Raw genomic sequence first — 20,602 nt, 5'->3', positions numbered from 1 at the left:
GCCCACTCGGCACGACAGCGCGCGCTTCGTCGTCGGCCGCGGCCCGGCGGCCTCGTGTGCGTCGCTCACAAGCGCCGTCCTCCCTTGGCGACGCTCCCCACCCGGCCCAGCAGGCTCGAGCGCTGACCGCCGATACGGGCGCCGAAGCCGGGGCCGGAGGCGTCCTCCCCGAGCGGGTCGCCCTGGTACCTGCGGGCCAGTGCCATGATCCACGGCACGGTGAAAGGCGCGAGCAGCAGGTCGTACAGGGTGGCGGTGAACAGCAGCTTGCCCAGGCCCACGTGCTGGGCCGCGGTGTCGCCGACGAGGGCACCCACGGCCGCGTACAGCACCGTGGAGCCGATGGCGGCGCCGACCACGACCAGCATCGGCCGGGTGGCCGACCGCAACTGGCCGCCGTCGGGCTTGACCAGGCCCGCGATGTAGCCGACGACGCACAGCACGAGGGCGTAGCGGCCCGCGGCGTGGTCGGCGGGCGGGGCGAGGTCGGCGAGCAGGCCCGCGCCGAAGCCGATGAGGCAGCCGGCCACGTGACCGTACGTCAGTGCGAGACCGAGGACGACGAGCAGCAGCAGGTCGGGGACGGCGCCGGGCAGATGGAGGCGGGCCAGGACGCACACCTGGAGGATCATGCCGGCGACCACGAGGCCGGTGGAGAGCAGGATGCGCTTCATCGGACCTCCTCCTGTCCGTAGAGCGGGGACCGAGAGGGGTTCACACTCGGGGTCGCGGTGACCGTGACCGTCGGGATGGGCTTGGGCCCGGCCGGCAGTACCGAGTCGCGCGGGTCCTTGCGCGGGCCCTGGACGACGACACCGACGATGTCGAGCTTGGTGTAGCCGACGAACGGGGTGACCTCGACCGTACGGGTGAGGCCGCCGCCCGCGCGGTCGACCTTGACGACCGTGCCGACCGGCACGCCGGGGACGAACGGCTTGTCCGCCTGCGAGCCGAAGGTGACCAGCCGGGCGCCCTTCTTCACGTGGGCCTTGCCGTTGAGGAGCTGCACCCGCATCGGCCGGTTGCCCTGGCCGGTCGCGAAGCCGAGCTCGGAGGACTTCTCCAGCCGTGTGCCCACCGTGAAGTCCGGGTCGCAGGCGAGCAGGACGGTCGAGGTGGAGGGGCCGACGGTGGTGACCCGGCCGACCAGGCCGTCCCCGTTGACCACGGTCATGTCGCGCTGGATGCCGTCGTTGGCGCCGGCGTCGATGGTGACCGTCCAGGAGAAGCCCTGGGCCGCTCCTATCGCGATGACCTGCGCGCCCTTGACGCGGTACTGACCGGCGCCGGCGAGCTTGAGCAGCTTGTCGAGTTCGCGGGCCCGCTCGCGCGTGACGTCCTTGCTTCCGAGCTGCTGCTTGAGCTCGGCGTTCTCCCGTTCCAGCTTGCTGATGCGGCTGCTGCGGTCTCCGGAGTCGCGCACCGCGTCCACGGCGTTGTCCACCGGATCGACCGCGGCCGCGACCCCGTTCTCCACGGGGCCGAAGACGGCGGCCGCGGCGGACCGGGCGCCGTCCAACGGTGAGTCCTCACCGCCGCGGATGTCGACGGTGATCAGCGCGAATGCGATCGCCACCAGCAGTACCAGCAGAAGCCGGCTCTCTCGTGTGTCCCTCACGGGGGCCAGTCCGTGCCTTCCTCGTCAGAGCGTGTGAGCCCGTGGGCCCGATGGGCCGTCCCGGGAGGTAGAACGATCCGGCGTACGGGCGGGACTTCACCCGTACGACGGAACGTGAGGACTCATCTGCGCGGCTGCGCGTCCAGGACCTGCTGCAGCGCCTCGAACTCCTCGACGCACTTGCCGGCGCCGAGGGCCACGCAGTCCAGCGGGGACTCGGCGATGTGGATCGGCATGCCGGTCTCGTTGCGCAGCCGCTCGTCCAGGCCGCGGAGCAGCGCGCCGCCGCCGGCCAGGACGATGCCGCGGTCCATGATGTCGCCGGACAGCTCGGGCGGGCACTTGTCGAGGGTCGTCTTGACCGCGTCGACGATGGCGTTGACCGGCTCCTCGATCGCCTTGCGCACCTCGGCGGCCGAGACGACCACCGTCTTGGGCAGGCCGGAGACCAGGTCGCGGCCGCGGATCTCGGTGTGCTCCTCGTTGTCGACCGCGAAGGCCGAGCCGATGGTGAGCTTGATCGATTCCGCGGTGCGCTCGCCCAGCAGGAGGCTGTACTCCTTCTTGATGTGCTGGATGATCGCGTTGTCCAGCTCGTCACCGGCCACCCGGATGGACTGCGCGGTGACGATGCCGCCGAGCGAGATGACGGCGACCTCGGTGGTGCCGCCGCCGATGTCGACGACCATGTTGCCGGTCGCCTCGTGGACGGGGAGCCCGGCGCCGATCGCGGCGGCCATGGGCTCCTCGATGATGTGCACCTGGCGCGCGCCGGCCTGGGTGGCGGCCTCGATGACGGCGCGGCGCTCGACCCCGGTGATGCCGGAGGGGACACAGACCACGACGCGGGGCCGTGCCAGGTAGCGACGCTTGTGGATCTTGAGAATGAAGTAGCGCAGCATGCGCTCGGTGATCTCGAAGTCGGCGATCACCCCGTCCTTGAGAGGACGGACCGCGACGATGTTGCCGGGGGTCCGGCCGATCATCTTCTTCGCTTCGGAGCCGACCGCCAGGATGCCGCCGGTATTGGTGTTGATGGCGACGACGGATGGCTCGTTGAGGACGATCCCGCGACCCCTGACGTACACCAGCGTGTTGGCGGTGCCGAGGTCGACAGCCATGTCACGGCCGATGAACGACATGTTGTTCGCCATGAGGATACGTCTGGCCTTCCCGAGCTGGAGCGATGTGGGGGTGAGCACGGCGGATACGCTGCTGTGCGCCGAGCCGGAGGAGCGGAGATTCCATCGTAGTCGCGCCCGACGGGGCACAGGGTCAGGGTTCCGCCGCCATTGTCATCAGAACACACAGCTGTCCTCTGCAATGGTGACGCCGTGTCGGCGGAATTGGTTCCCCCGAACCCCCGGCATATGCCTTCGGGCGGCCGGGAAATTTCCGGCCGCCCGTTGAGCTGATCGGGCGTCAGCGGCGAATTCGGGGCGAACTGTCGCGGAGGATCAGGCCAGGCCGGGGAAGAAGATCTTGATCTCCCGCTCGGCGGACTCCTCGGAGTCCGAGGCGTGGATCAGGTTCTCCCGGACGATGGTGCCGAAGTCACCGCGGATCGAACCGGGGGCGGCCGCGATCGGGTCGGTCGGGCCGGCCAGCGCGCGCAGCCCCTCGATGACCCGCTCCCCCGCGACGACCAGCGCGACGACCGGACCGGAGGCCATGAACTCCACCAGCGGCTCGTAGAACGGCCGGCCGACGTGCTCGGCGTAGTGCTGCTCGAGGATGGCGCGGTCGAGCGTGCGCAGCTCCAGCGCGGTGATGCTCCAGCCCGCCTTGCGCTCGATGCGGCCGAGGATCTCGCCGACCAGGCCGCGACGTACGGCGTCCGGCTTGAGAAGGACGAGGGTGCGCTGGGACACGGTGTGACTCCTATGTGCGGGGTGCGGGTACGACGACATTACCGGGGATGCCCGGGACCCATAGCACCCCCTCGGCCCGCGTACGACCCGTGCGGTCAGGCCGGCTGCGCCGCACGTGCCGCCTTGGCCTCGTCGACCTTCCGGCCGAAGTGGACGGCGGCCCACCACAGCCCGGCGAATACCACGCCGAGGAAGAACATCACCGGGACGACGAAGCCGCTCGCGATCAGCCCGGCCTGCAGCAGCCAGCCGACGGCCAGCCCGCCGCGCCGCCCGAGCATGCCGCACAGCAGCACGCACAGGGCCATGGCGATGCCGCTGACCGTCCATACCGTGCCGGCCGTCAGCTCCGGCTGCTTCATCGCCACCAGACCGGCGAAGCCGATCACGAAGAACTCACCGATCAGGGTGCTCGCGCACAGGGTCCGCATCCGCTTGGCTTCGCTTCCCGCTCGTCACTTCCGGCCCAGCAGCAGCCGGGCCTCTCCCACGGTGATCACCGAACCGGTGATCAGCACCCCGGCGCCGGAGTACTCCCCCTGATCCTCGGCGAGCGTCACGGCCGCCTCGATCGCGTCGTCCAGCCGCGGCTCGACCTGCACACGCTCGTCGCCGAAGACCTCGACCGCGAGCGCGGCCAACTCGTCCACGTCCATGGCGCGGTGGGTGGAGTTCTGGGTCACCACGACCTCGGCGAAGACCGGCTCGAAGGCCTCCAGCAGCCCCCGTACGTCCTTGTCGCCGCTCGGCCCGACCACGCCCACCAGATGGGTGAAACCGAAGGCCTCGCCCAGCGCGGCGGCCGCCGCCCGGGCCCCCGCCGGGTTGTGCGCCGCGTCCAGCACCACGGCGGGGCTGCGGCGCACGACCTCCAGCCGGCCCGGCGAGGTGACGTTGGCGAAGGCGGTGCGGACGGTGTCCACGTCGAGGGTGCGGGCGTGCAGCGTGCCGATGCCGAAGAAGGCCTCCACCGCGGCGAGCGCCACCGCCGCGTTGTGGGCCTGGTGCTCACCGTGCAGCGGCAGGAAGACCTGCTCGTACTCCCCGCCCAGACCGCGCAGGGTCAGCATCTGCCCGCCGACGGCCACCTCGCGGTGCGTGACGCCGAACTCCATGCCCTCCCGGGCGACCGTCGCGTCCACCTCGACGGCCCGCTTCAGCAGCACCTGGGCCGCCTCCACGGGCTGCTGGGCCAGCACGGCGGTGGCGTCCTTCTTGACGATCCCGCTCTTCTCCACCGCGATCTCGCCGGCCGTCTCGCCCAGGCGGTCGGTGTGGTCCAGGTCGATCGGGGTCACGACGGCGACCGTGCCGTCCACCACGTTGGTCGCGTCCCAGCTGCCGCCCATGCCGACCTCGACGACGGCCACGTCCACCGGGGCGTCGGCGAAGGCGGCGTACGCCATGCCGGTCAGCACCTCGAAGAACGACATCCGGTACGGCTGCGAGGCGTCCACCATCTCCACGTACGGCTGGAGGTCGCGGTACGTCTCGATGAAGCTCTCCGGCGCGATCGGCCGGCCGTCGAGGCTGATCCGCTCGGTGACGGACTGCACGTGCGGGCTGGTGTAGCGGCCGGTGCGCAGGTCGAAGGCGAGCAGCAGCTGCTCGATCATGCGGGCGGTGCTGGTCTTGCCGTTGGTGCCGGTGATGTGGATCGAGGGGTAGGAGCGCTGCGGCTCGCCCAGGATGTCCATCAGCGCGGTCATCCGGTCCAGGGACGGCTCCAGCTTCGTCTCCGGCCAGCGGCCGGCCAGCTCCGCCTCGACCTCGCGGAGGGCCTTGTCGACCGCCGGGTCGGCGGGGCGGGCCGGGACGCCGTCGTCCTGCGGCACCGGTCCCCCGGCCCGGAGGGTACGGCTGCCCGCCTCGATCACCGCCAGGTCGGCCTCGCGGCCGGGGTCGATGTCGGCTTCGTCCTCGTCGCCGCCCAGACCCATCGCGGCCAGCGGGTCGGAAAGGGGCTCGTCGTTCTCGGGGCGCGGGTTGCTCACGACCACATTGTACGAAGCGGCCGGGTAGATCCGGGTTGTGGGCAGGCGTTTCCGCCTGCCCACCCCTGGTGCGTCAGCTCTGCGGCAGCGAGGACAGCTGCGCGGTGATGCGGGCCATGTCCGCCTCGGCCGCCTCCAGGCGGGTGCGGATCTTGGCGACGACGGGCTCCGGTGCCTTCGCGAGGAACGCCTCGTTGCCCAGCTTCGCCGTGGCCTGCGCCTTCTCCTTCTCGGCAGCGGCCAGGTCCTTCGCGAGCCGCTTCCGCTCGGCGTCGACGTCGATCGCCCCGGAGAGGTCCAGCGCGACCGTCGCGCCCGCGACCGGGAGGGTCGCCGTCGCGGTGAAGCCCTCGCCCTCCGGCTGCAGGCGCAGCAGCTGGCGGACCGCCGCCTCATGGGCCTCCAGGCCGGTGGAGCCGAGGTCGAGCCGGGCCGGGACCTTCTGGCCCGGCTGCAGGCCCTGGTCGGCGCGGAACCGCCGGACCTCGGTGACCAGCGACTGCACCGCCGCGATCTCCTTCTCGGCGGCCGCGTCGCGGAAGCCGGAGTCGGCCGGCCAGTCGGCGACGACGACCGACTCGCGCCCGGTGAGCGTGGTCCACAGCGTCTCGGTCACGAAGGGGACCACCGGGTGGAGCAGTCGCAGCAGCTTGTCCAGGACCTCGCCCAGCACGCGCCGGGAGACCTCGGCCGGGCGGCCGCCCGCCAGGAAGGTGGTCTTGGACAGCTCGACGTACCAGTCGAAGACCTCGTCCCACGCGAAGTGGAAGAGGACGTCGCTGAGCTTGGCGAACTGGTAGTCGTCGTAGAGCGCGTCGGCCTCGGCGACCGTGGCGTTCAGCCGGGACAGGATCCAGCGGTCGGTGGCCGACATCTCCTCGGGCGCGGGCAGGTCGCCCCCGACCGTGGCGCCGTTCATCAGCGCGAAGCGCGTGGCGTTCCAGATCTTGTTGGTGAAGTTGCGGGAGCCCTGGACCCAGTCCTCGCCGATCGGCACGTCGGTGCCGGGGTTGGCGCCGCGCGCGAGGGTGAAGCGCAGCGCGTCGGAGCCGTAGGTGTCCATCCAGTCCAGCGGGTTGACCGCGTTGCCGAAGGACTTCGACATCTTCTTGCCGAACTGGTCGCGGACCATGCCGTGCAGGGCGATGGTGTGGAACGGCGGGGTGCCGTCCATCGCGTAGAGACCGAACATCATCATCCGGGCGACCCAGAAGAAGAGGATGTCGTACCCGGTGACCAGGACGGAGTTCGGATAGAACTTCGCGAGGCTCTCGGTCTCCTCGGGCCAGCCGAGCGTGGAGAACGGCCACAGACCGGAGGAGAACCAGGTGTCGAGGACATCGGTCTCCTGGGTCCAGCCCTCGCCGCCCGGGGGCTCCTCGTCGGGACCGACGCAGACGATCTCGCCGTCCGGTCCGTACCAGACGGGGATGCGGTGACCCCACCACAGCTGGCGCGAGATGCACCAGTCGTGGAGGTTGTCGACCCAGTCGAAGTACCTCTTCTCCATCTCCTGGGGGTGGATCTTGACCTTGCCGTCGCGGACGGCGTCACCCGCGGCCTTCGCCAGCGGGCCGACCTTGACCCACCACTGCATGGACAACCGCGGCTCGATGGTGGTCTTGCAGCGCGAGCAGTGGCCGACGGAGTGGACGTACGGGCGCTTCTCGGCGACGATCCGGCCCTCGGCGCGCAGCGCGGCGACGATGGCGGAGCGGGCCTCCAGGCGGTCCAGGCCCTGGAAGGGGCCGTGCGCGGTGATGACCGCGCGCTCGTCCATGACGGCGAGGTTCGGCAGACCGTGGCGCTGGCCGATCTCGAAGTCGTTCGGGTCGTGCGCGGGCGTGACCTTGACGGCGCCCGTGCCGAACTGCGGGTCGACGTGCTCGTCGGCGACGACCGGGATGCGGCGGCCGGTGAGCGGCAGCTCGATCTCGCGGCCGACGAGGTGCCGGTAGCGCTCGTCCTCCGGGTGGACGGCGACGGCGGTGTCGCCGAGCATCGTCTCGGCGCGGGTCGTCGCGACGACGATGGAGTCCTCGCCCTCGCCGTAGCGGATCGAGACCAGCTCGCCGTCGTCGTCCTGGTACTCGACCTCGATGTCCGAGATGGCCGTCAGACAGCGCGGGCACCAGTTGATGATGCGCTCGGCGCGGTAGATGAGCTCGTCGTCGTAGAGCTTCTTGAAGATGGTCTGGACGGCCTTGGACAGGCCCTCGTCCATGGTGAAGCGCTCACGCGACCAGGCGACGCCGTCACCGAGGCGCCTCATCTGCCCGGAGATCTGCCCGCCGGACTCCGCCTTCCACTGCCAGACGCGCTCGATGAACGCCTCGCGGCCGAGGTCGTGGCGGGACTTGCCCTCCTTGGCGAGCTCGCGCTCGACGACGTTCTGCGTGGCGATGCCGGCGTGGTCCATGCCGGGCTGCCACAGCGTCTCGTACCCCTGCATCCGCTTCCGGCGGGTGAGTGCGTCGATCAGCGTGTGCTCGAAGGCGTGGCCCAGGTGGAGGCTGCCGGTGACGTTCGGCGGCGGGATGACGACCGTGTACGGCTTCTTGCCGCTCTTGGCGTCGGCCTCGAAGTAACCGCGCTCTACCCAGCGCTCGTACAGGGGCCCCTCTACCTCGGCCGGCGCGTACTGGGTCGGCAGTTCGGGGGTCGCGCTGTTCGGTCCGCTCTCGGCGGCCTGCTGAGTGTTGTCGGTCACGGCGCTCAGTTTACGGGCGGGGCGGGCCCCCTAACGAATCCGCCGGTGCCCGGGCGCGAGGGGCGGCCCCCGGCACCGGCGGACGCGCGCCCGCCGCGGGGCCCGGCCGGGGGCGCCGGCGCCGCGCGGATCCGGGTGACCCACGGGCCCGGGCACCGGGCGCGTGGGGGCCGGGCCCGGCAGGCGGCACCCCCTCCGCGCCCCCGGAGCACGACCGCCGCGGCCCGAACGGCGCACAGACGGAGCGGAGCTGAGGGTGACTCGGCAGGGGGAGCGGGTAGGGGTGACTCCGGCCGGATGTGCGACGACGGTGATCAACCGGGCATCTGCATCGTCTTGTTACCAAGTCCTGACGACTCCGATGTAAAGACGGCTTAAACAATCCGCAAGGATGAGTACGAGGAGACAGCAGTTCAACGAGGGGACTCACCGATGAGCTTCAACCAGCCGCCGCCGCAGCCGGGTTACGGCGGCCAGCCCGGCTACGGGGGCCAGCCCCAGCAGCCGCCGGTCCCGCCCGGCCCGCCCCAGCAGCCCGCACCCGGGTACGGCTACCCCCAGCAGCCCCCGGCGCCGCAGCCCGTCCCCGGTTACGGCCAGCCCCAGCCGCCCGGCCCGTACGGCCAGCAGCCGGGCCCGTACGGTCAGCAGCCCGGCGCCTGGGGTACCCCGCCGCCGCCCGCGTCCTCCGGCGGCAAGGGCAAGATCATCGGAATCGTCGTCGGCGTCGTGGTCGCCGCCGCGGTCATCGGCGGCGGCATCTTCGCCCTCTCGAGCGGCGGCGGTATCGGCGGCGGCGACTACAAGCTGACGACGCCGGCGACGGTCGTGGACGGCAAGTACAGCAAGTCCGACCAGAAGCTCGCGGAGTCCGAGTCCGGCAGCGACAAGTACATCTCGAACGGCACCTCGATCTCCGCCGCCTACACGAGCGCCGACGAGCAGATCGGGTTCGGCGGCGCCTACGGCGGGATCGACGACCCCGGCGCCGCGGTCGACAAGATGATCTCGGCGGCCCTGTCGGGCAGCACGGCCGACGAGCAGCACCCGGCCGGCTTCGACGGCGACGTGATGAAGTGCGGCGAGAAGGACTACGGCGTCTTCAAGTCCCCCTTCTGCGTCTGGGGTGACGACAGCACCATCGCCCTGCTGATCTGGTCCCCCTCCACGGAGGCGGCCGGCTCCGGCACCATCCCCGACGCCCCCTCCGTCTCCGACTTCGCGGAGACCACGGCGAAGTTCCGGAACGACGTCCGCGTCAAGAAGTAACCGGCCACCACACGTGAGGGGGCGCCCGGCGGATGCCGGGCGCCCCCTCACGTGTGCGGGTGGGTGCGCGCTACGCGCTCTTCTGCTCGCCCTTACCGATGATGCGGGGCTCGCGCGGGACCAGGGTCGGGTTCACATTGGAGTGCACGACGTCCTCGGTGATGACGACGCGGGCGACGTCCTTGCGCGAGGGCACCTCGTACATCACCGACATCAGCACCTCCTCCATGATGGCGCGCAGGCCCCGGGCGCCGGTCTGGCGGAGGATGGCCTGGTCGGCGATGGCCTCCAGGGCGCCGCGCTCGAACTCGAGCTCGACGCCGTCGAGCTCGAAGAGCCGCTGGTACTGCTTGACCAGGGCGTTGCGCGGCTCGACCAGGATCTGCAGCAGCGCCTCGCGGTCGAGGTTGTGCACGCTGGTGATGACCGGCAGACGGCCGATGAACTCGGGGATCATGCCGAACTTCACCAGGTCCTCCGGCATGACCTCGGAGAACTGGTCGGCGGCGTCGATCTCGCGCTTGGAGCGGATCGTCGCGCCGAAGCCGATGCCCTTGGCGCCGGCCCGGGACTCGATGATCTTCTCCAGACCCGCGAAGGCACCGCCGACGATGAAGAGCACGTTGGTGGTGTCGATCTGGATGAACTCCTGGTGCGGGTGCTTGCGCCCGCCCTGCGGCGGCACCGAGGCCGTGGTGCCCTCCAGGATCTTCAGCAGGGCCTGCTGCACGCCCTCGCCGGAGACGTCCCGGGTGATCGACGGGTTCTCGCTCTTGCGCGCGACCTTGTCGATCTCGTCGATGTAGATGATCCCCGTCTCGGCCTTCTTGACGTCGTAGTCGGCCGCCTGGATCAGCTTGAGCAGGATGTTCTCGACGTCCTCGCCGACGTACCCGGCCTCGGTGAGCGCCGTGGCGTCCGCGATGGCGAACGGCACGTTCAGCATGCGGGCCAGCGTCTGGGCGAGCAGGGTCTTGCCGGAGCCCGTGGGGCCGAGCAGCAGGATGTTGGACTTGGCGAGCTCGATGCCGTCGTCGTGGCCGCGGCCGCCGCCGTTCTCACCCGCCTGCACGCGCTTGTAGTGGTTGTACACCGCGACGGAGAGCGCCTTCTTCGCCGGCTCCTGGCCGACGACGTAGCTCTCCAGGAACTCGTAGATCTCGCGCGGCTTCGGCAGGTCCTCCCACCGCACCTCGGAGGACTCGGCGAGCTCCTCCTCGATGATCTCGTTGCAGAGATCGATGCACTCGTCGCAGATGTACACACCGGGTCCTGCGATGAGCTTCTTCACCTGCTTCTGGCTCTTTCCGCAGAACGAGCACTTGAGCAGATCGCCGCCGTCACCGATGCGTGCCACGAGGTGCTTCCCCTTCGCCTGGGTCCCGTCAGTTCGACGAGTCCTGGTGCTTGCCTATCGACGGTACCTTGCCGCGCCCCCAGTGCGGGCCCCCCTTGGAGCTACTGGGCCGTGACCTGCACAACCCGGCGGCTCCAAGAGGGGACTTCTTGTCGCAGAATGCCCTGCCGGGCGTCAGACCGCGACCGACGAGCTCTTGCGGGTCGAGACGATCTGGTCGACCAGACCGTAGGAGAGTGCCTCCTCGGCCGTGAGGATCTTGTCGCGCTCGATGTCGTCGCGGATCTTCTCGATCGGGGTGCTGGAGTGCTTGGCCAGCATCTCCTCCAGCTGGGCACGCATCCGCAGGATCTCGTTGGCGGCGATCTCCAGGTCGGAGACCTGGCCGCGGCCGGTCTCGCTGTACGGCTGGTGGATCAGGATGCGGGCGTTCGGCAGCGCCATCCGCTTGCCGGCGGTGCCGGCCGCGAGCAGCACGGCCGCGGCCGAGGCCGCCTGGCCCATGCAGACCGTCTGGATGTCGGGCTTCACGAACTGCATCGTGTCGTAGATGGCCGTCAGCGCCGTGAAGGAGCCGCCGGGGCTGTTGATGTAGACCGAGATGTCGCGGTCCGGGTCCATCGACTCCAGGCACAGCAGCTGCGCCATGACGTCGTTGGCGGAGGCGTCGTCGATCTGCACCCCGAGGAAGATCACGCGCTCCTCGAAGAGCTTCGCGTAGGGGTCGTACTCGCGGACGCCCTGGGAGGTGCGCTCGACGAAGCGCGGCACGACGTAGCGGGCCTCGGCCGCGCTCGTACGGTCGTAGATGCCCCTGCCGGGGAAGTTCTGGGTGGTCACGTTCACCGTCCTGAGATGAGCATTGGGCTGGGGTCGGTCCTGCGGGGCTGCACGGGCGTCAGGCCCGGTCAGGCCCCGGTGCCGCCGCCGCCCGGCACGTTCACGGCGTGCGTGATGACGTCGTCGATCAGGCCGTACTCCTTGGCCGCGTCGGCGGAGAACCAGCGGTCGCGGTCGGAGTCGCGGGTGATCGCCTCGACGCTCTGGCCCGAGTGCTCCGCGATGAGCTCGGCCATCCGCTTCTTCGTACGGAGAAGCTGCTCGGCGTGGATCTTGATGTCGGAGGCCGAGCCGGCCAGGCCGGCGGACGGCTGGTGCATCAGGATGTCGGTGTTCGGCAGCGCGAAGCGCTTGCCGGGGGTGCCGGCGGTCAGGAGGAACTGGCCCATGGAGGCCGCCAGACCCATGGCGATGGTGACGACGTCGTTCTTGATGAACTGCATGGTGTCGTAGATCGCCATGCCGGCCGTCACGGAGCCGCCGGGGCTGTTGATGTAGAGGTAGATGTCCTTGTCCGGCTCGGCGGCAAGGAGGAGCAGCTGCGCGGTGATCTTGTTGGCGATGTCGTCGTCCACCGGCTGGCCGAGGAAGATGATCCGCTCGCCGAGCAGCCGGTTGTAGACCTGGTCGCCGAGGCCACCGATGGTCGGCTCGCCGGCGGCGGAAGGCATCGGAGTCGTCACGTATCCACCTGCTCGTTGTCGGACGGCGCGGACGCCGTCACAGGGTCTTCTCGTAGGGCACGGGCCCTCGTACTTACGGACCCTAACGCGCAGGTGGGGCCCGGCAATCCCTCACGCGGAACTGTTCGCTGTCAGCGCAGGGAGGGTGTAAGCGGAGAGCGAAAAGGAGCAGAACGGGCCCGGACGCACTGGTCGTCCGGGCCCGTGGGATGTCGCTGCGGGGCGAGGATCAGGCCTCGGAGCCCTCACCCTTGGCGGTCTCGGCGTCCGTGTCCTCGGAGGTGGCCTGGACCGTCTCGCCGGTCTCGTCCTCCTCGTCCTCCAGGTCGACGACCTCGCCGTTGGTGTCCTTGACCGTGGCGGCCTCGACGACCAGGGCCAGCGCCTTGCCGCGGGCGACCTCGCCGACGAGCAGCGGCACCTGGCCGCCCTCGACGACCGCCTGGGCGAACTGGTCCGGGCTCATGCCCGAGGAGGCGGCACGGCGCATGAGGTGCTCGGTGAGCTCCTCCTGGTTGACCGAGAGCTTCTCGGTGGAGACGAGCTCGTCCAGGACGAACTGGGTCTTGATGCCCTTCTTCGCCTGCCCCTCGATCTCCTCGTCGTACTCCTCGCGGGTCTTGCCCTCGTTCTCGAGGAACGAGTCCCAGTCCAGGCCCGCGGCCGGGAACTGGTGGTGCTCCAGGTTGTGGACCCGGGTCTCGATCTCGTCCTTGAGCAGCTTCTCCGGCAGCGGGATCTCGACCAGCTCCAGGAGGGCGTCCAGCACCTTCTCCTGGGCCTGGGTGGCCTGGTCGTACTGCTTGATGCGCTCCTGGCGCTTCACGGCGTCGGCGCGGAGCTCCTCGAGGGTGTCGAACTCGCTCGCCAGCTGGGCGAAGTCGTCGTCGAGCTCGGGCAGCTCACGGGCCTGGACGGTGGTGACCTCCACCTTGACCTGGGCCTCCTTGCCGGCGGCGGAGCCGCCCTTGAGCTCGGAGGTGAAGGTGGCCGAACCGCCGGCCTCCAGGCCGATGACGGCCTCGTCGATGCCGTCGAGCAGCTGGCCGGAGCCGATGGTGTAGGTGACGCCGTCGGCGACGCCGTCCTCCAGCACCTCGCCCTCGACCGAGGCCTCCAGGTCGACGACGACGACGTCGCCGTCGGCGGCGGCGCGCTCCACGACGGTGGTGGAGGCGAAGCGCTCGCGCAGCTGCTCCAGGGCCTTGTCGACGTCCTCGTCGGACACCTCGATGGCGTCCACGGTGACCTCGATGCCGGAGTAGTCCGGGATCTCGATGACCGGCCGGATGTCCACCTCGGCGGTGAACTTCAGCTCCTGGCCGTCGTTGAACTCGGTGATGTCCACCTCGGGCTGGCCGAGGACGTTGAGCTCGCCCTCGTTGACCGCCTCCGTGTAGAACTTCGGCAGGGCGTCGTTGATGGCCTCTTCGAGGACCGCGCCACGGCCGAACCGCTGGTCGATGACGCGCGCGGGGATCTTGCCCTTACGGAAGCCCGGCACCGTGACCTGCTGGTTGATCTTCTTGTACGCCGCGTCGAGGCTGGGCTTGAGCTCCTCGAAGGGCACCTCGACAGTGAGTCGAACCCGGGTCGGGTTCAGAGTCTCGACGGCGCTCTTCACGGTTGGGTCTCCTTGGGGGCTTTACGTTGATGGGCGGCCGCTCGGCGATCGTGCGGGGCGGCTGGTGTTCGACCTGCGTATTTCCGCGTACCGCGTGGCCGACGACCCATCCTACCGGTACCACAATCCTGCGGCCGGGCCTGCTCGGCACAGGGCGGCCGAGCACTGGTCGGGGTGGCCGGATTCGAACCGACGACCTTCCGCTCCCAAAGCGGACGCGCTACCAAGCTGCGCCACACCCCGTCGGTGCGACACGTAGAGTACATGCCTCCGCACACCCTGACGGCCAAATGTGACGTGCGTGGGAGCCGGGTCGATCGGCTACGATCTGATGTGCCAGACTGACTGGCCGTTGCGGGCGTAGCTCAATGGTAGAGCCCCAGTCTTCCAAACTGGCTACGCGGGTTCGATTCCCGTCGCCCGCTCTACAGGTGAAGGCCCAGGTCAGGGGAGCGATCCCCGGTCCTGGGCCTTCGCCGTTCCTCAGCAGGACCAGTCGTCCGTGCCCACCACGTGCCCCTGTGGGCGCGATCCTCGCTTCACGGCCTTGACGATCATGGTGTCGATCGCATCGGCGATCTCGCGTTCACGGTCGCGCTTCCCATGTTGATAGATGAGCGCAGCGCGGGCCGAGCTGTGCCCGAGGCGCGTCATCAGGTCCCGCGTGCTGGCCGTGGTGTGCGGCGCCAGGTTGTTGCCGGTGTGCCGAAGATCATGAAACCGAAGACCGTTCACGCCGGCCTTGCCGCGTGCCTTGTGCCGGCACCGGTTGAAGTGATTCCGGCGCGGGGTGGCGCCTTTTCGCCCCGACGAAGACACGCCCGGCGGCGCCGGTCTCTCCGCAGATCTTCATGTGCGAGTCGATCACTGGGGGGCCGGCCGGAATGGCGACGGTGCGCTTGCCTGCTTCGCTCTTGAGCGCGTTGTAGACCGTTGCCCGCCGGTGAGCTCGGCCACCGAACGGCGTACGCGGATCATGCCGTAGTCGAGGTCAACATCCTGACGACGCAGGCCGAATCAATTCACCCCATCGGAGGCCGCAGAAAGCCGCCAGGAGGACGAGCGCCTTGTACCGCGGCTGCATGGCCTCGACGATGGGGCGACAGGGCTGGGACCGGTCCCCGACTCCAGTCGTTCACGACGCCAAGTACGCACGGCGGCAGGTGTGACGTCCGAGATGGGCACGCGTCCGAGGTACGGCACAAGATGCAGTCGCGGTCTGCTGGTCGGCCGGCCGACGTCGGCCTCCCCGCTTTGCGCGAAACGTCATCAGAGCGGGGCGGCCGATACCGTCCGGGCCTTGGTACCGCGCCTGACAGCGCCCCGAGGGCAGCTCCGCGCACGCCCGAACTGGCGTCGGCGCGCCATCAGGAAGCCTTCTTCAGAGCGGCGCGGGTGTGACGCTGCTGGACCGTGTCGGCGTCGATGAAGGGGAGTGGTGGCAACACACCATTACGTCGCAGGTCAACCCCGCAACCTGCCTCAACGGAGTACGGTGGACGAACCGAAGGCATTCCGTACCCCGGCTTCCGTGCCGGTGTCGTTTTCGGCGAATGCCTAGCCGGGCCAGTGAACGTATGGGCTTGATCCTTGATCACACGACGCACGATGAATCCCTCGCCCCTGACGACGTCCGACTCTCCCTGAAGCCGGTAACCGCCGCCCCGGGTCCCCTCGACGGAGCCTGGTGGCCCCGCTCACGCGATCTGGCGGCGGAACTCTCCGCACTTACGGCCACTCCGGACGCCCCATGGGGGCGGATCGCCCGTGTCGCCGTTAACCCGCACTTCTGGCCGGCCGTCCCCCGAAGGGCGGCCGTGGCCGGGCACGTGGTGCCCGTCGATTGGTTCACAGCGGACCAGGACCCTCACAAGCTCCTGTTGCTCTCCCGCGACACCGGACGCTGGGACCTTCTGGTCATTCCGCCGGAGACGGACTCCGACACCGCCGCCCGCTTGCTGTCCGCCGCGGCCGATCCCCACATCACCGCCACCGCCGGCGGCTTGTTGGCAGTGGAGCGATTGCACGGGGCAGGAAGCGCATGAGGGTCTCGGACGCCGCCGTCACCGCTGCCCTCGCTGATGCGGCGAGCACCCTGGGAGCACTCATGAATCATCTGCGCGACACACAGCACGGGGGAACACACGGTTACGGCTCACGCCTCCCGGTTGGGGCCGTACCGACCACACCGGCGCCGCCGGCACCGCCTCTCGTCAGGCACGACCGCCGTGACCACCGCGACGGGGGCCGTGGGCGACTGCGCCCGCCCCAACGCCGCCGGTCCGGCCGAGCACGGGTGTGAGATGCATCGGCCTCGGCAAGCTCCCGGCGGTCCGAGCTGATGCGGCGTTCTAGGTGGGCGGCGAAGGGTTGGTGGACGTCGCCGAGGCCGTAGATCCCCCAGGGGGCGCCCCTTGTTCGGGGCACCCCCTGGAAGTCTTCTTTCCTCAAGACGATGAGGTTGGGGCTTTTCTCAGTCCCGGCACGTCACTTGGAAGCTCCATGCCCACTCGTCGTCGTTCGGTTCCTTCCACGGCGGCTTGGCGTGGCAGTTGCTGCCGTGCTCGTCATCGTCGTACTTGTCGTGATCGTCGTACTTGCCGTCGTGGTCGCGGTGGTCATGAAGACCCGGACCGCCGGGGAGGCCGGGGTAGCCGGGGAAGCCGGGTCGCCCGGGACGCCCAGGAGGACCTTCAGGACCGGCCGGACCTTCAGGGCCGGTCGGGCCAGCGGGACCACTCGGGCCGGCAGGACCACCAGGACCGGCAGGACCGGACGGACCGGCAGGACCACCAGGACCGGCAGGACCGGACGGACCGGCAGGACCACCAGGACCGGCAGGACCGGACGGACCGGCAGGACCACTCGGGCCCGCAGGACCGGACGGACCCGTCGGGCCGGTCGGACCCGTCGGGCCGGTCGGACCGGTCGGACCCGTCGGACCCGTCGGACCCGTCGGACCGGTCGGACCCGTCGGACCCGTCGGACCGGTCGGACCCGTCGGGCCGGTCGGACCCGTCGGGCCAACCACGCTGCAGGTCGGGACGGTGATGCGATTACTGTCCAGAGTGACCGCGCCGTTCCGGGCCAGGAGCCGGCCCGAGATCGCCGCATTGGTGGCCGCAGAGATGGACGTCAAGGCCATGATGGTGCCCTTGAAGTCGGAACCGGTCCCGATCGTCGCGGAGCTGCCCACCTGCCAGAACACGTTGCAGGCCTGGGCTCCGTTGATGAGCCGGACGGTGCTGCCCACGTTCATGGTCAGGGCCGAGCCGACCTGGAAGATGAAGACGGCGTTGGGGTCGCCCTGCGCATCGAGAGTGACGGTCCCGTTGACGGCGAGATCCAGTGCCGCCGCGGCGGTGTAGACGCCGGGGAGGAAGGTCTGGGTGTTGAGCTGGGTTCCCGCACTGCCGTCGGAGGGCCTGCCCGCCGCGTCGTTGTAGGCGGTGGTCAGGTCGGACTGCGCCTGGCCCGCGACGGCGTCGTTCACGTGCGTCGCTCCGAAGACGATTCCGGGCGGGAATCCCGTCACCGATGTGCCGGGGAAAAGTCCCAGATCCCCGAGGATGACGGTGGGGCCTGTGTTGGTGACCGTGGTGGCGGCCAGAACCCCGTACGTGTTGGCGGTCCCCAGTCCCACCGCCGGGGGTGATACGGCGTGGGCGAGGGTCGTGATCATGGTGAGCGTCGCCATCAGCACCGCGACGGGTATCAGGAGCATTGGTGCCTTGAGCCCCTTGTGTACGCGTATACGTCGCCTGCCTGGCGGAGCGGGCGGGACAGAAACCTCTGACATAGGGAGAGACCCTTTCTTGTGGCCGAGCACGGCCACCCCTGCGAGGGGGACTTCGAACCTGGGTGGTGAGCTCCGGTCGCCGAACCTCAGCCGCTTGCCAAATCAGCGGCTCCCGGACCAAAGGGGGCCGGCGAGCAAGTGCTCACCGAAGGAAGCGACAAACCGCTGCTCACCAGCCAAAAGCTAGCAATGATCCGATAAAGGGCATATGCGCGGAGAGCCAAAGGAGTTATGGGTAGCGCATGGTTCACTCTGCTGGTGGCGTCTCCGCACAACCGGGGGCATTGGGCCAGGCCCGGCAGGCGGGAGCCCGGGCACCTCGGTTGTCCTCTGCCGGCGTGCCGGACATCGAGCGGACGCAATGGGCCGCTGGCCAAGGGCTAACCGCTCTGCCGTGCTTGGTGGCGCCGGCATAAGCACGCCGAGACGGAGTAGCCGCGCCCGAGGATCGACCGGCCCGGGTTCGGCCGCCCCGGCGTGCCCAGGGTAGGAATCCCCTCAGAGTGCAATCGGTATGCGGCGGGATGCCTGTCTGCCTTGCGGCTCCTCACGGCGGCAGATGACGGCAACGGAGCCGTGTGCGCGGGACTTTGGCGATAGCAGGATGCCCGCCCTCGGCCGCTGCAGCGGCAACGGACGCATGCAGCTGTGCACGAACCTGGTGAGGCAGTGGTCACGACGCAGAGGCAGAAGGGCACAGGGCTCTCGGCGTACCGCAGGGGCCCCCGGCGGGCAGCCGCGGCCCGCGGGGATCAGGATCGGGCCAGTGCATGAGGGTTCGTCACCTCCACCCCCGACGCCCCCCTCGGCCGAGAGCCGGGGCTCCGACGCCGAGAAGCGCTGGGGGCCCGTCTCGTACGCTCATCAGCCACCACGCGGCGTCCCGCTTTGACGCGCATTCTGGAAGTGCCGTCCCGAGCGACGCACCTCCACGCGCACGAGGGACCGCCCGGATGAGGGAGGCCCCCACCACCTGACGTGCCCGTGACGAGGGCCATCGAGGGGGAACAGCGGGGAATCCCGGGCGCGGACACCACTCCCAGGCACCCGCACCGCGACCGGGGCCAGCGAAGCGGCGCGTACCTCGTCTTCCACACTGGCTACGCGGGTTCGATTCCCGTCGCCCGCTCTGCAGGTGAAGGCCCAGGTCAGGGCAGTGACTCCCCGACCTGAGCCCATCCGTTCGCCGGGCGGGCCTTCCGGTGCGAACGGGCCACCGCGCGCCTGACGGCTCGCCCCATCGGAGGCCTCGTCAACCCGAACGGGTGCTCGCCGGGGTCAACGCCGTCGGCGACACGCCGAGTTGACGCCTCGGGTCCGTCACCCGAACGGGAGGCCCGGAATCGCCGCCGGCCCTGACCGAGCCAAGCGCCACGCCGAACCAGCCCTCGCGGCACACCGGTGGACGGCCCGGAGGGATCCGGGCCGTCGTTCATCAGGACGCCGCCGGGCTCCGCTGCTCGAGCCAGTCGGCGAATGTCAGGGTGCCGCGGGGGCCAGGGCCGGTCGGCAGCAGGCCGCCGCTCCTCATCCCCCCGGGGAAGTACAGGGGGCAGACCGGGCGCCGGCGTGCACCGCCCGCGGCGATGAGGCGCCGGGCGAGGTCGACCAGCGACTCGACCTGCGGGCCCGCGAGCTCGGGCGCCATCCCCTTCGGCGGCTCCAGGGCGAGGTCGACGAGGGCCTCGGCCACTTCCCGTACGGCGACGGGCTGGACCGGAGCCGTCGGCACGAGCGCGACCGGCCCGGGCACGCCGCCCAGCGCCTGGCCCACGAACTCGTGGAACTGCGTCGCCCGCATGATGGTCCACGGCACCGCGCCGCCCCGGATGATCTCCTCCTGGCGCAACTTGCCCGTGTAGTAGGGGTGCCCGACCCGGTCGACCCCCACGATCGACGGCGTCACGAGGTGCCGGACCCCGGCGCGCTCGGCCGCCCCGGCGAGATTCCGCCCCGCCTTGTCGAAGAAGCCCACAGCCACCGACTTGCGATTCGTGGTCACGTTGCTGACGTCGATGACCACCTCGGCCCCGGTCAGCGCCGCGTCCAGCCCCGACCCGCTCACCAGGTCGACGCCCTGCCCGCGCGACAGGACCACGGGCTCGTGTCCGCGAGCACGCACGGTCTCCACCACGAGCCGTCCGGCTGCTCCGGTACCACCGGCAACTGCGATCTTCATGACTGCTCCTGCCCTCTCGGCGCTGCACGAGAGGAACGACAACGGGCCACACCCATCGCGACAGCTGGTCCTATGGTTGTGTTCGTAACGGTATCATTCAATACCACTTCGTGGACCTCGCGGGACTCCCGGACATCACCCGAGCGCGGCCGGGCGGGGACCGGCCGCGCAGGGGCAGAGAGGGCGGGGGGTCAGTTGTTGAAGACCGGGATGTTGTTGTTCACGCCGCCCCCGAAGAGGCCACCGCCGTTGTTAAAGACCGGGATGTTGTTGTTGACCCCGCCCCCGAAGAGACCGCCGCCGTTGTTGAAGATCGGAATGTTGTTGTTCACCGGGCCGCCGAAGAAGCCGCCGGTATTGTTGAAGACGGGAATGTTGTTGTTCACCCCGCCGCCGTCGTTGACATGAAGCCCGTGCTGCTGGGGTGCGGCCTGGGCGGCCGCGACACGGGCGGGGGCGGCCGCGAAGGCGCTGGTCGGGATCAGGGCGCCACCGGCGGCGAGGGTGGTGGCGGCGGTCAGCATGACGATCTTGCGGGTGCGGGACATGGCAGTTCTCCTCAAGTGGTCCAGGGGTGGGAATTCCGGAGGATCCCTTTTCGGATATTCCGGCACCGGGGGAAGTCCCGGTGGTTTCTTCTCGGTCGGTGTTGCGCGAC

General features: G+C 69.9%; 17 protein-coding genes and 2 tRNA genes. 3 read left to right on the top strand and 16 right to left on the bottom strand.

The window, feature by feature from the left end:
- Positions 1 to 65: 65 nt before the first annotated feature.
- The 7 genes from mreD to OIE69_RS26045 form a co-directional block, all read right to left on the bottom strand.
- Positions 66 to 674: a rod shape-determining protein MreD gene (gene mreD, locus OIE69_RS26075; protein ID WP_326576141.1), complete on the bottom strand. Its 609-nt coding sequence runs from the start codon at positions 672 to 674 to the stop codon at positions 66 to 68.
- Complete coding sequence (gene mreC / locus OIE69_RS26070; protein WP_326576139.1) at positions 671 to 1,618, bottom strand: rod shape-determining protein MreC; 948 nt, start codon at positions 1,616 to 1,618, stop codon at positions 671 to 673. Before mreC ends, mreD begins: the two co-directional genes overlap by 4 nt.
- Positions 1,619 to 1,740: 122 nt before the next feature.
- Positions 1,741 to 2,760 (bottom strand): rod shape-determining protein, encoded by a 1,020-nt coding sequence (locus OIE69_RS26065; protein ID WP_026250531.1) that lies wholly within the window; start codon positions 2,758 to 2,760, stop codon positions 1,741 to 1,743.
- Between the two features lie 315 nt (positions 2,761 to 3,075).
- Positions 3,076 to 3,489 carry a nucleoside-diphosphate kinase gene (ndk, locus tag OIE69_RS26060; RefSeq protein ID WP_326576137.1) on the bottom strand — a complete coding sequence of 138 codons (414 nt, stop codon included), beginning with the start codon at positions 3,487 to 3,489 and terminating at the stop codon, positions 3,076 to 3,078.
- A 95-nt stretch (positions 3,490 to 3,584) separates the two neighbouring features.
- Positions 3,585 to 3,920: a DUF4233 domain-containing protein gene (locus tag OIE69_RS26055; protein WP_326576135.1), complete on the bottom strand. Its 336-nt coding sequence runs from the start codon at positions 3,918 to 3,920 to the stop codon at positions 3,585 to 3,587.
- Positions 3,921 to 3,944: 24 nt separating this feature from the next.
- On the bottom strand, positions 3,945 to 5,429 hold the full coding sequence (gene folC, locus OIE69_RS26050) for a bifunctional tetrahydrofolate synthase/dihydrofolate synthase (RefSeq protein ID WP_326581417.1): 1,485 nt from the start codon (positions 5,427 to 5,429) through the stop codon (positions 3,945 to 3,947).
- Between the two features lie 127 nt (positions 5,430 to 5,556).
- A complete protein-coding gene (locus tag OIE69_RS26045; RefSeq protein ID WP_326576133.1) occupies positions 5,557 to 8,193 on the bottom strand; it encodes a valine--tRNA ligase in 2,637 nt (878 codons plus the stop codon).
- Between the two features lie 432 nt (positions 8,194 to 8,625).
- On the opposite strand from OIE69_RS26045, the gene OIE69_RS26040 reads away from it, so the two are divergent.
- Positions 8,626 to 9,462, top strand: coding sequence for a hypothetical protein (locus tag OIE69_RS26040; protein WP_326576131.1), 837 nt, complete (start codon positions 8,626 to 8,628; stop codon positions 9,460 to 9,462).
- 70 nt (positions 9,463 to 9,532) lie between these two features.
- Here the strand turns inward: OIE69_RS26040 and clpX are convergent, their stop codons facing one another.
- The 5 genes from clpX to OIE69_RS26015 all read right to left on the bottom strand — a co-directional run bounded on the left by clpX (position 9,533) and on the right by OIE69_RS26015 (position 14,209).
- Positions 9,533 to 10,819 carry an ATP-dependent Clp protease ATP-binding subunit ClpX gene (gene clpX / locus OIE69_RS26035; protein ID WP_326576129.1) on the bottom strand — a complete coding sequence of 429 codons (1,287 nt, stop codon included), beginning with the start codon at positions 10,817 to 10,819 and terminating at the stop codon, positions 9,533 to 9,535.
- 174 nt (positions 10,820 to 10,993) lie between these two features.
- Positions 10,994 to 11,665 carry an ATP-dependent Clp protease proteolytic subunit gene (locus OIE69_RS26030; protein ID WP_392567571.1) on the bottom strand — a complete coding sequence of 224 codons (672 nt, stop codon included), beginning with the start codon at positions 11,663 to 11,665 and terminating at the stop codon, positions 10,994 to 10,996.
- A 62-nt stretch (positions 11,666 to 11,727) separates the two neighbouring features.
- Positions 11,728 to 12,330, bottom strand: a complete 603-nt coding sequence (locus OIE69_RS26025) for an ATP-dependent Clp protease proteolytic subunit (RefSeq protein ID WP_018556566.1) — start codon at positions 12,328 to 12,330, stop codon at positions 11,728 to 11,730.
- A gap of 241 nt (positions 12,331 to 12,571) precedes the next feature.
- The gene (gene tig, locus OIE69_RS26020) at positions 12,572 to 13,966 is read right to left on the bottom strand and encodes a trigger factor (protein ID WP_326576125.1); all 1,395 of its coding nucleotides are present in this window, start codon (positions 13,964 to 13,966) and stop codon (positions 12,572 to 12,574) included.
- Positions 13,967 to 14,132: 166 nt separating this feature from the next.
- A tRNA-Pro gene (locus OIE69_RS26015) sits at positions 14,133 to 14,209 on the bottom strand.
- A 111-nt stretch (positions 14,210 to 14,320) separates the two neighbouring features.
- Here OIE69_RS26015 and OIE69_RS26010 point away from each other — a divergent pair.
- Positions 14,321 to 14,391: transfer RNA gene (locus OIE69_RS26010), tRNA-Gly, on the top strand.
- A gap of 58 nt (positions 14,392 to 14,449) precedes the next feature.
- Here the strand turns inward: OIE69_RS26010 and OIE69_RS26005 are convergent.
- A complete protein-coding gene (locus OIE69_RS26005; RefSeq protein ID WP_326576123.1) occupies positions 14,450 to 14,701 on the bottom strand; it encodes a hypothetical protein in 252 nt (83 codons plus the stop codon).
- Positions 14,702 to 15,519: 818 nt separating this feature from the next.
- Here OIE69_RS26005 and OIE69_RS26000 point away from each other — a divergent pair.
- On the top strand, positions 15,520 to 16,011 hold the full coding sequence (locus OIE69_RS26000) for a DUF5994 family protein (RefSeq protein WP_326576122.1): 492 nt from the start codon (positions 15,520 to 15,522) through the stop codon (positions 16,009 to 16,011).
- Between the two features lie 428 nt (positions 16,012 to 16,439).
- On the opposite strand, the gene OIE69_RS25995 is transcribed toward OIE69_RS26000, so the two are convergent.
- The 3 genes from OIE69_RS25995 to OIE69_RS25985 form a co-directional block, all read right to left on the bottom strand.
- Positions 16,440 to 17,690 (bottom strand): ice-binding family protein, encoded by a 1,251-nt coding sequence (locus OIE69_RS25995; RefSeq protein WP_326576121.1) that lies wholly within the window; start codon positions 17,688 to 17,690, stop codon positions 16,440 to 16,442.
- A 1,510-nt stretch (positions 17,691 to 19,200) separates the two neighbouring features.
- Positions 19,201 to 19,944 carry an SDR family oxidoreductase gene (locus OIE69_RS25990; protein WP_326576119.1) on the bottom strand — a complete coding sequence of 248 codons (744 nt, stop codon included), beginning with the start codon at positions 19,942 to 19,944 and terminating at the stop codon, positions 19,201 to 19,203.
- Positions 19,945 to 20,135: 191 nt separating this feature from the next.
- A complete protein-coding gene (locus OIE69_RS25985; RefSeq protein WP_326576117.1) occupies positions 20,136 to 20,492 on the bottom strand; it encodes a hypothetical protein in 357 nt (118 codons plus the stop codon).
- Between the last annotated feature and the right edge of the window lie 110 nt (positions 20,493 to 20,602).

The sequence above is a fragment of the Actinacidiphila glaucinigra genome, from assembly GCF_035918135.1.
Lineage (GTDB): Bacteria > Actinomycetota > Actinomycetes > Streptomycetales > Streptomycetaceae > Actinacidiphila > Actinacidiphila glaucinigra.
The sequence above is the reverse complement of the archived record's forward strand: the minus strand, read 5'-3'. Positions and strand labels throughout refer to the sequence as shown.

Excerpts from the sequence above, each read along its gene's own strand:
- mreD (WP_326576141.1), bottom strand. The coding sequence starts at position 674 with ATGAAGCGCATCCTGCTCTCCACCGGCCTCGTGGTCGCCGGCATGATC.
- OIE69_RS26065 (WP_026250531.1), bottom strand. The coding sequence starts at position 2,760 with ATGTCGTTCATCGGCCGTGACATGGCTGTCGACCTCGGCACCGCCAAC.
- OIE69_RS26055 (WP_326576135.1), bottom strand. The coding sequence starts at position 3,920 with ATGCGGACCCTGTGCGCGAGCACCCTGATCGGTGAGTTCTTCGTGATC.
- folC (WP_326581417.1), bottom strand. The coding sequence starts at position 5,429 with ATGGGTCTGGGCGGCGACGAGGACGAAGCCGACATCGACCCCGGCCGC.
- OIE69_RS26040 (WP_326576131.1), top strand. The coding sequence starts at position 8,626 with ATGAGCTTCAACCAGCCGCCGCCGCAGCCGGGTTACGGCGGCCAGCCC.
- OIE69_RS26025 (WP_018556566.1), bottom strand. The coding sequence starts at position 12,330 with ATGCCTTCCGCCGCCGGCGAGCCGACCATCGGTGGCCTCGGCGACCAG.
- OIE69_RS26000 (WP_326576122.1), top strand. The coding sequence starts at position 15,520 with ATGCCTAGCCGGGCCAGTGAACGTATGGGCTTGATCCTTGATCACACG.
- OIE69_RS25995 (WP_326576121.1), bottom strand. The coding sequence starts at position 17,690 with ATGCTCCTGATACCCGTCGCGGTGCTGATGGCGACGCTCACCATGATC.
- OIE69_RS25990 (WP_326576119.1), bottom strand. The coding sequence starts at position 19,944 with ATGAAGATCGCAGTTGCCGGTGGTACCGGAGCAGCCGGACGGCTCGTG.
- OIE69_RS25985 (WP_326576117.1), bottom strand. The coding sequence starts at position 20,492 with ATGTCCCGCACCCGCAAGATCGTCATGCTGACCGCCGCCACCACCCTC.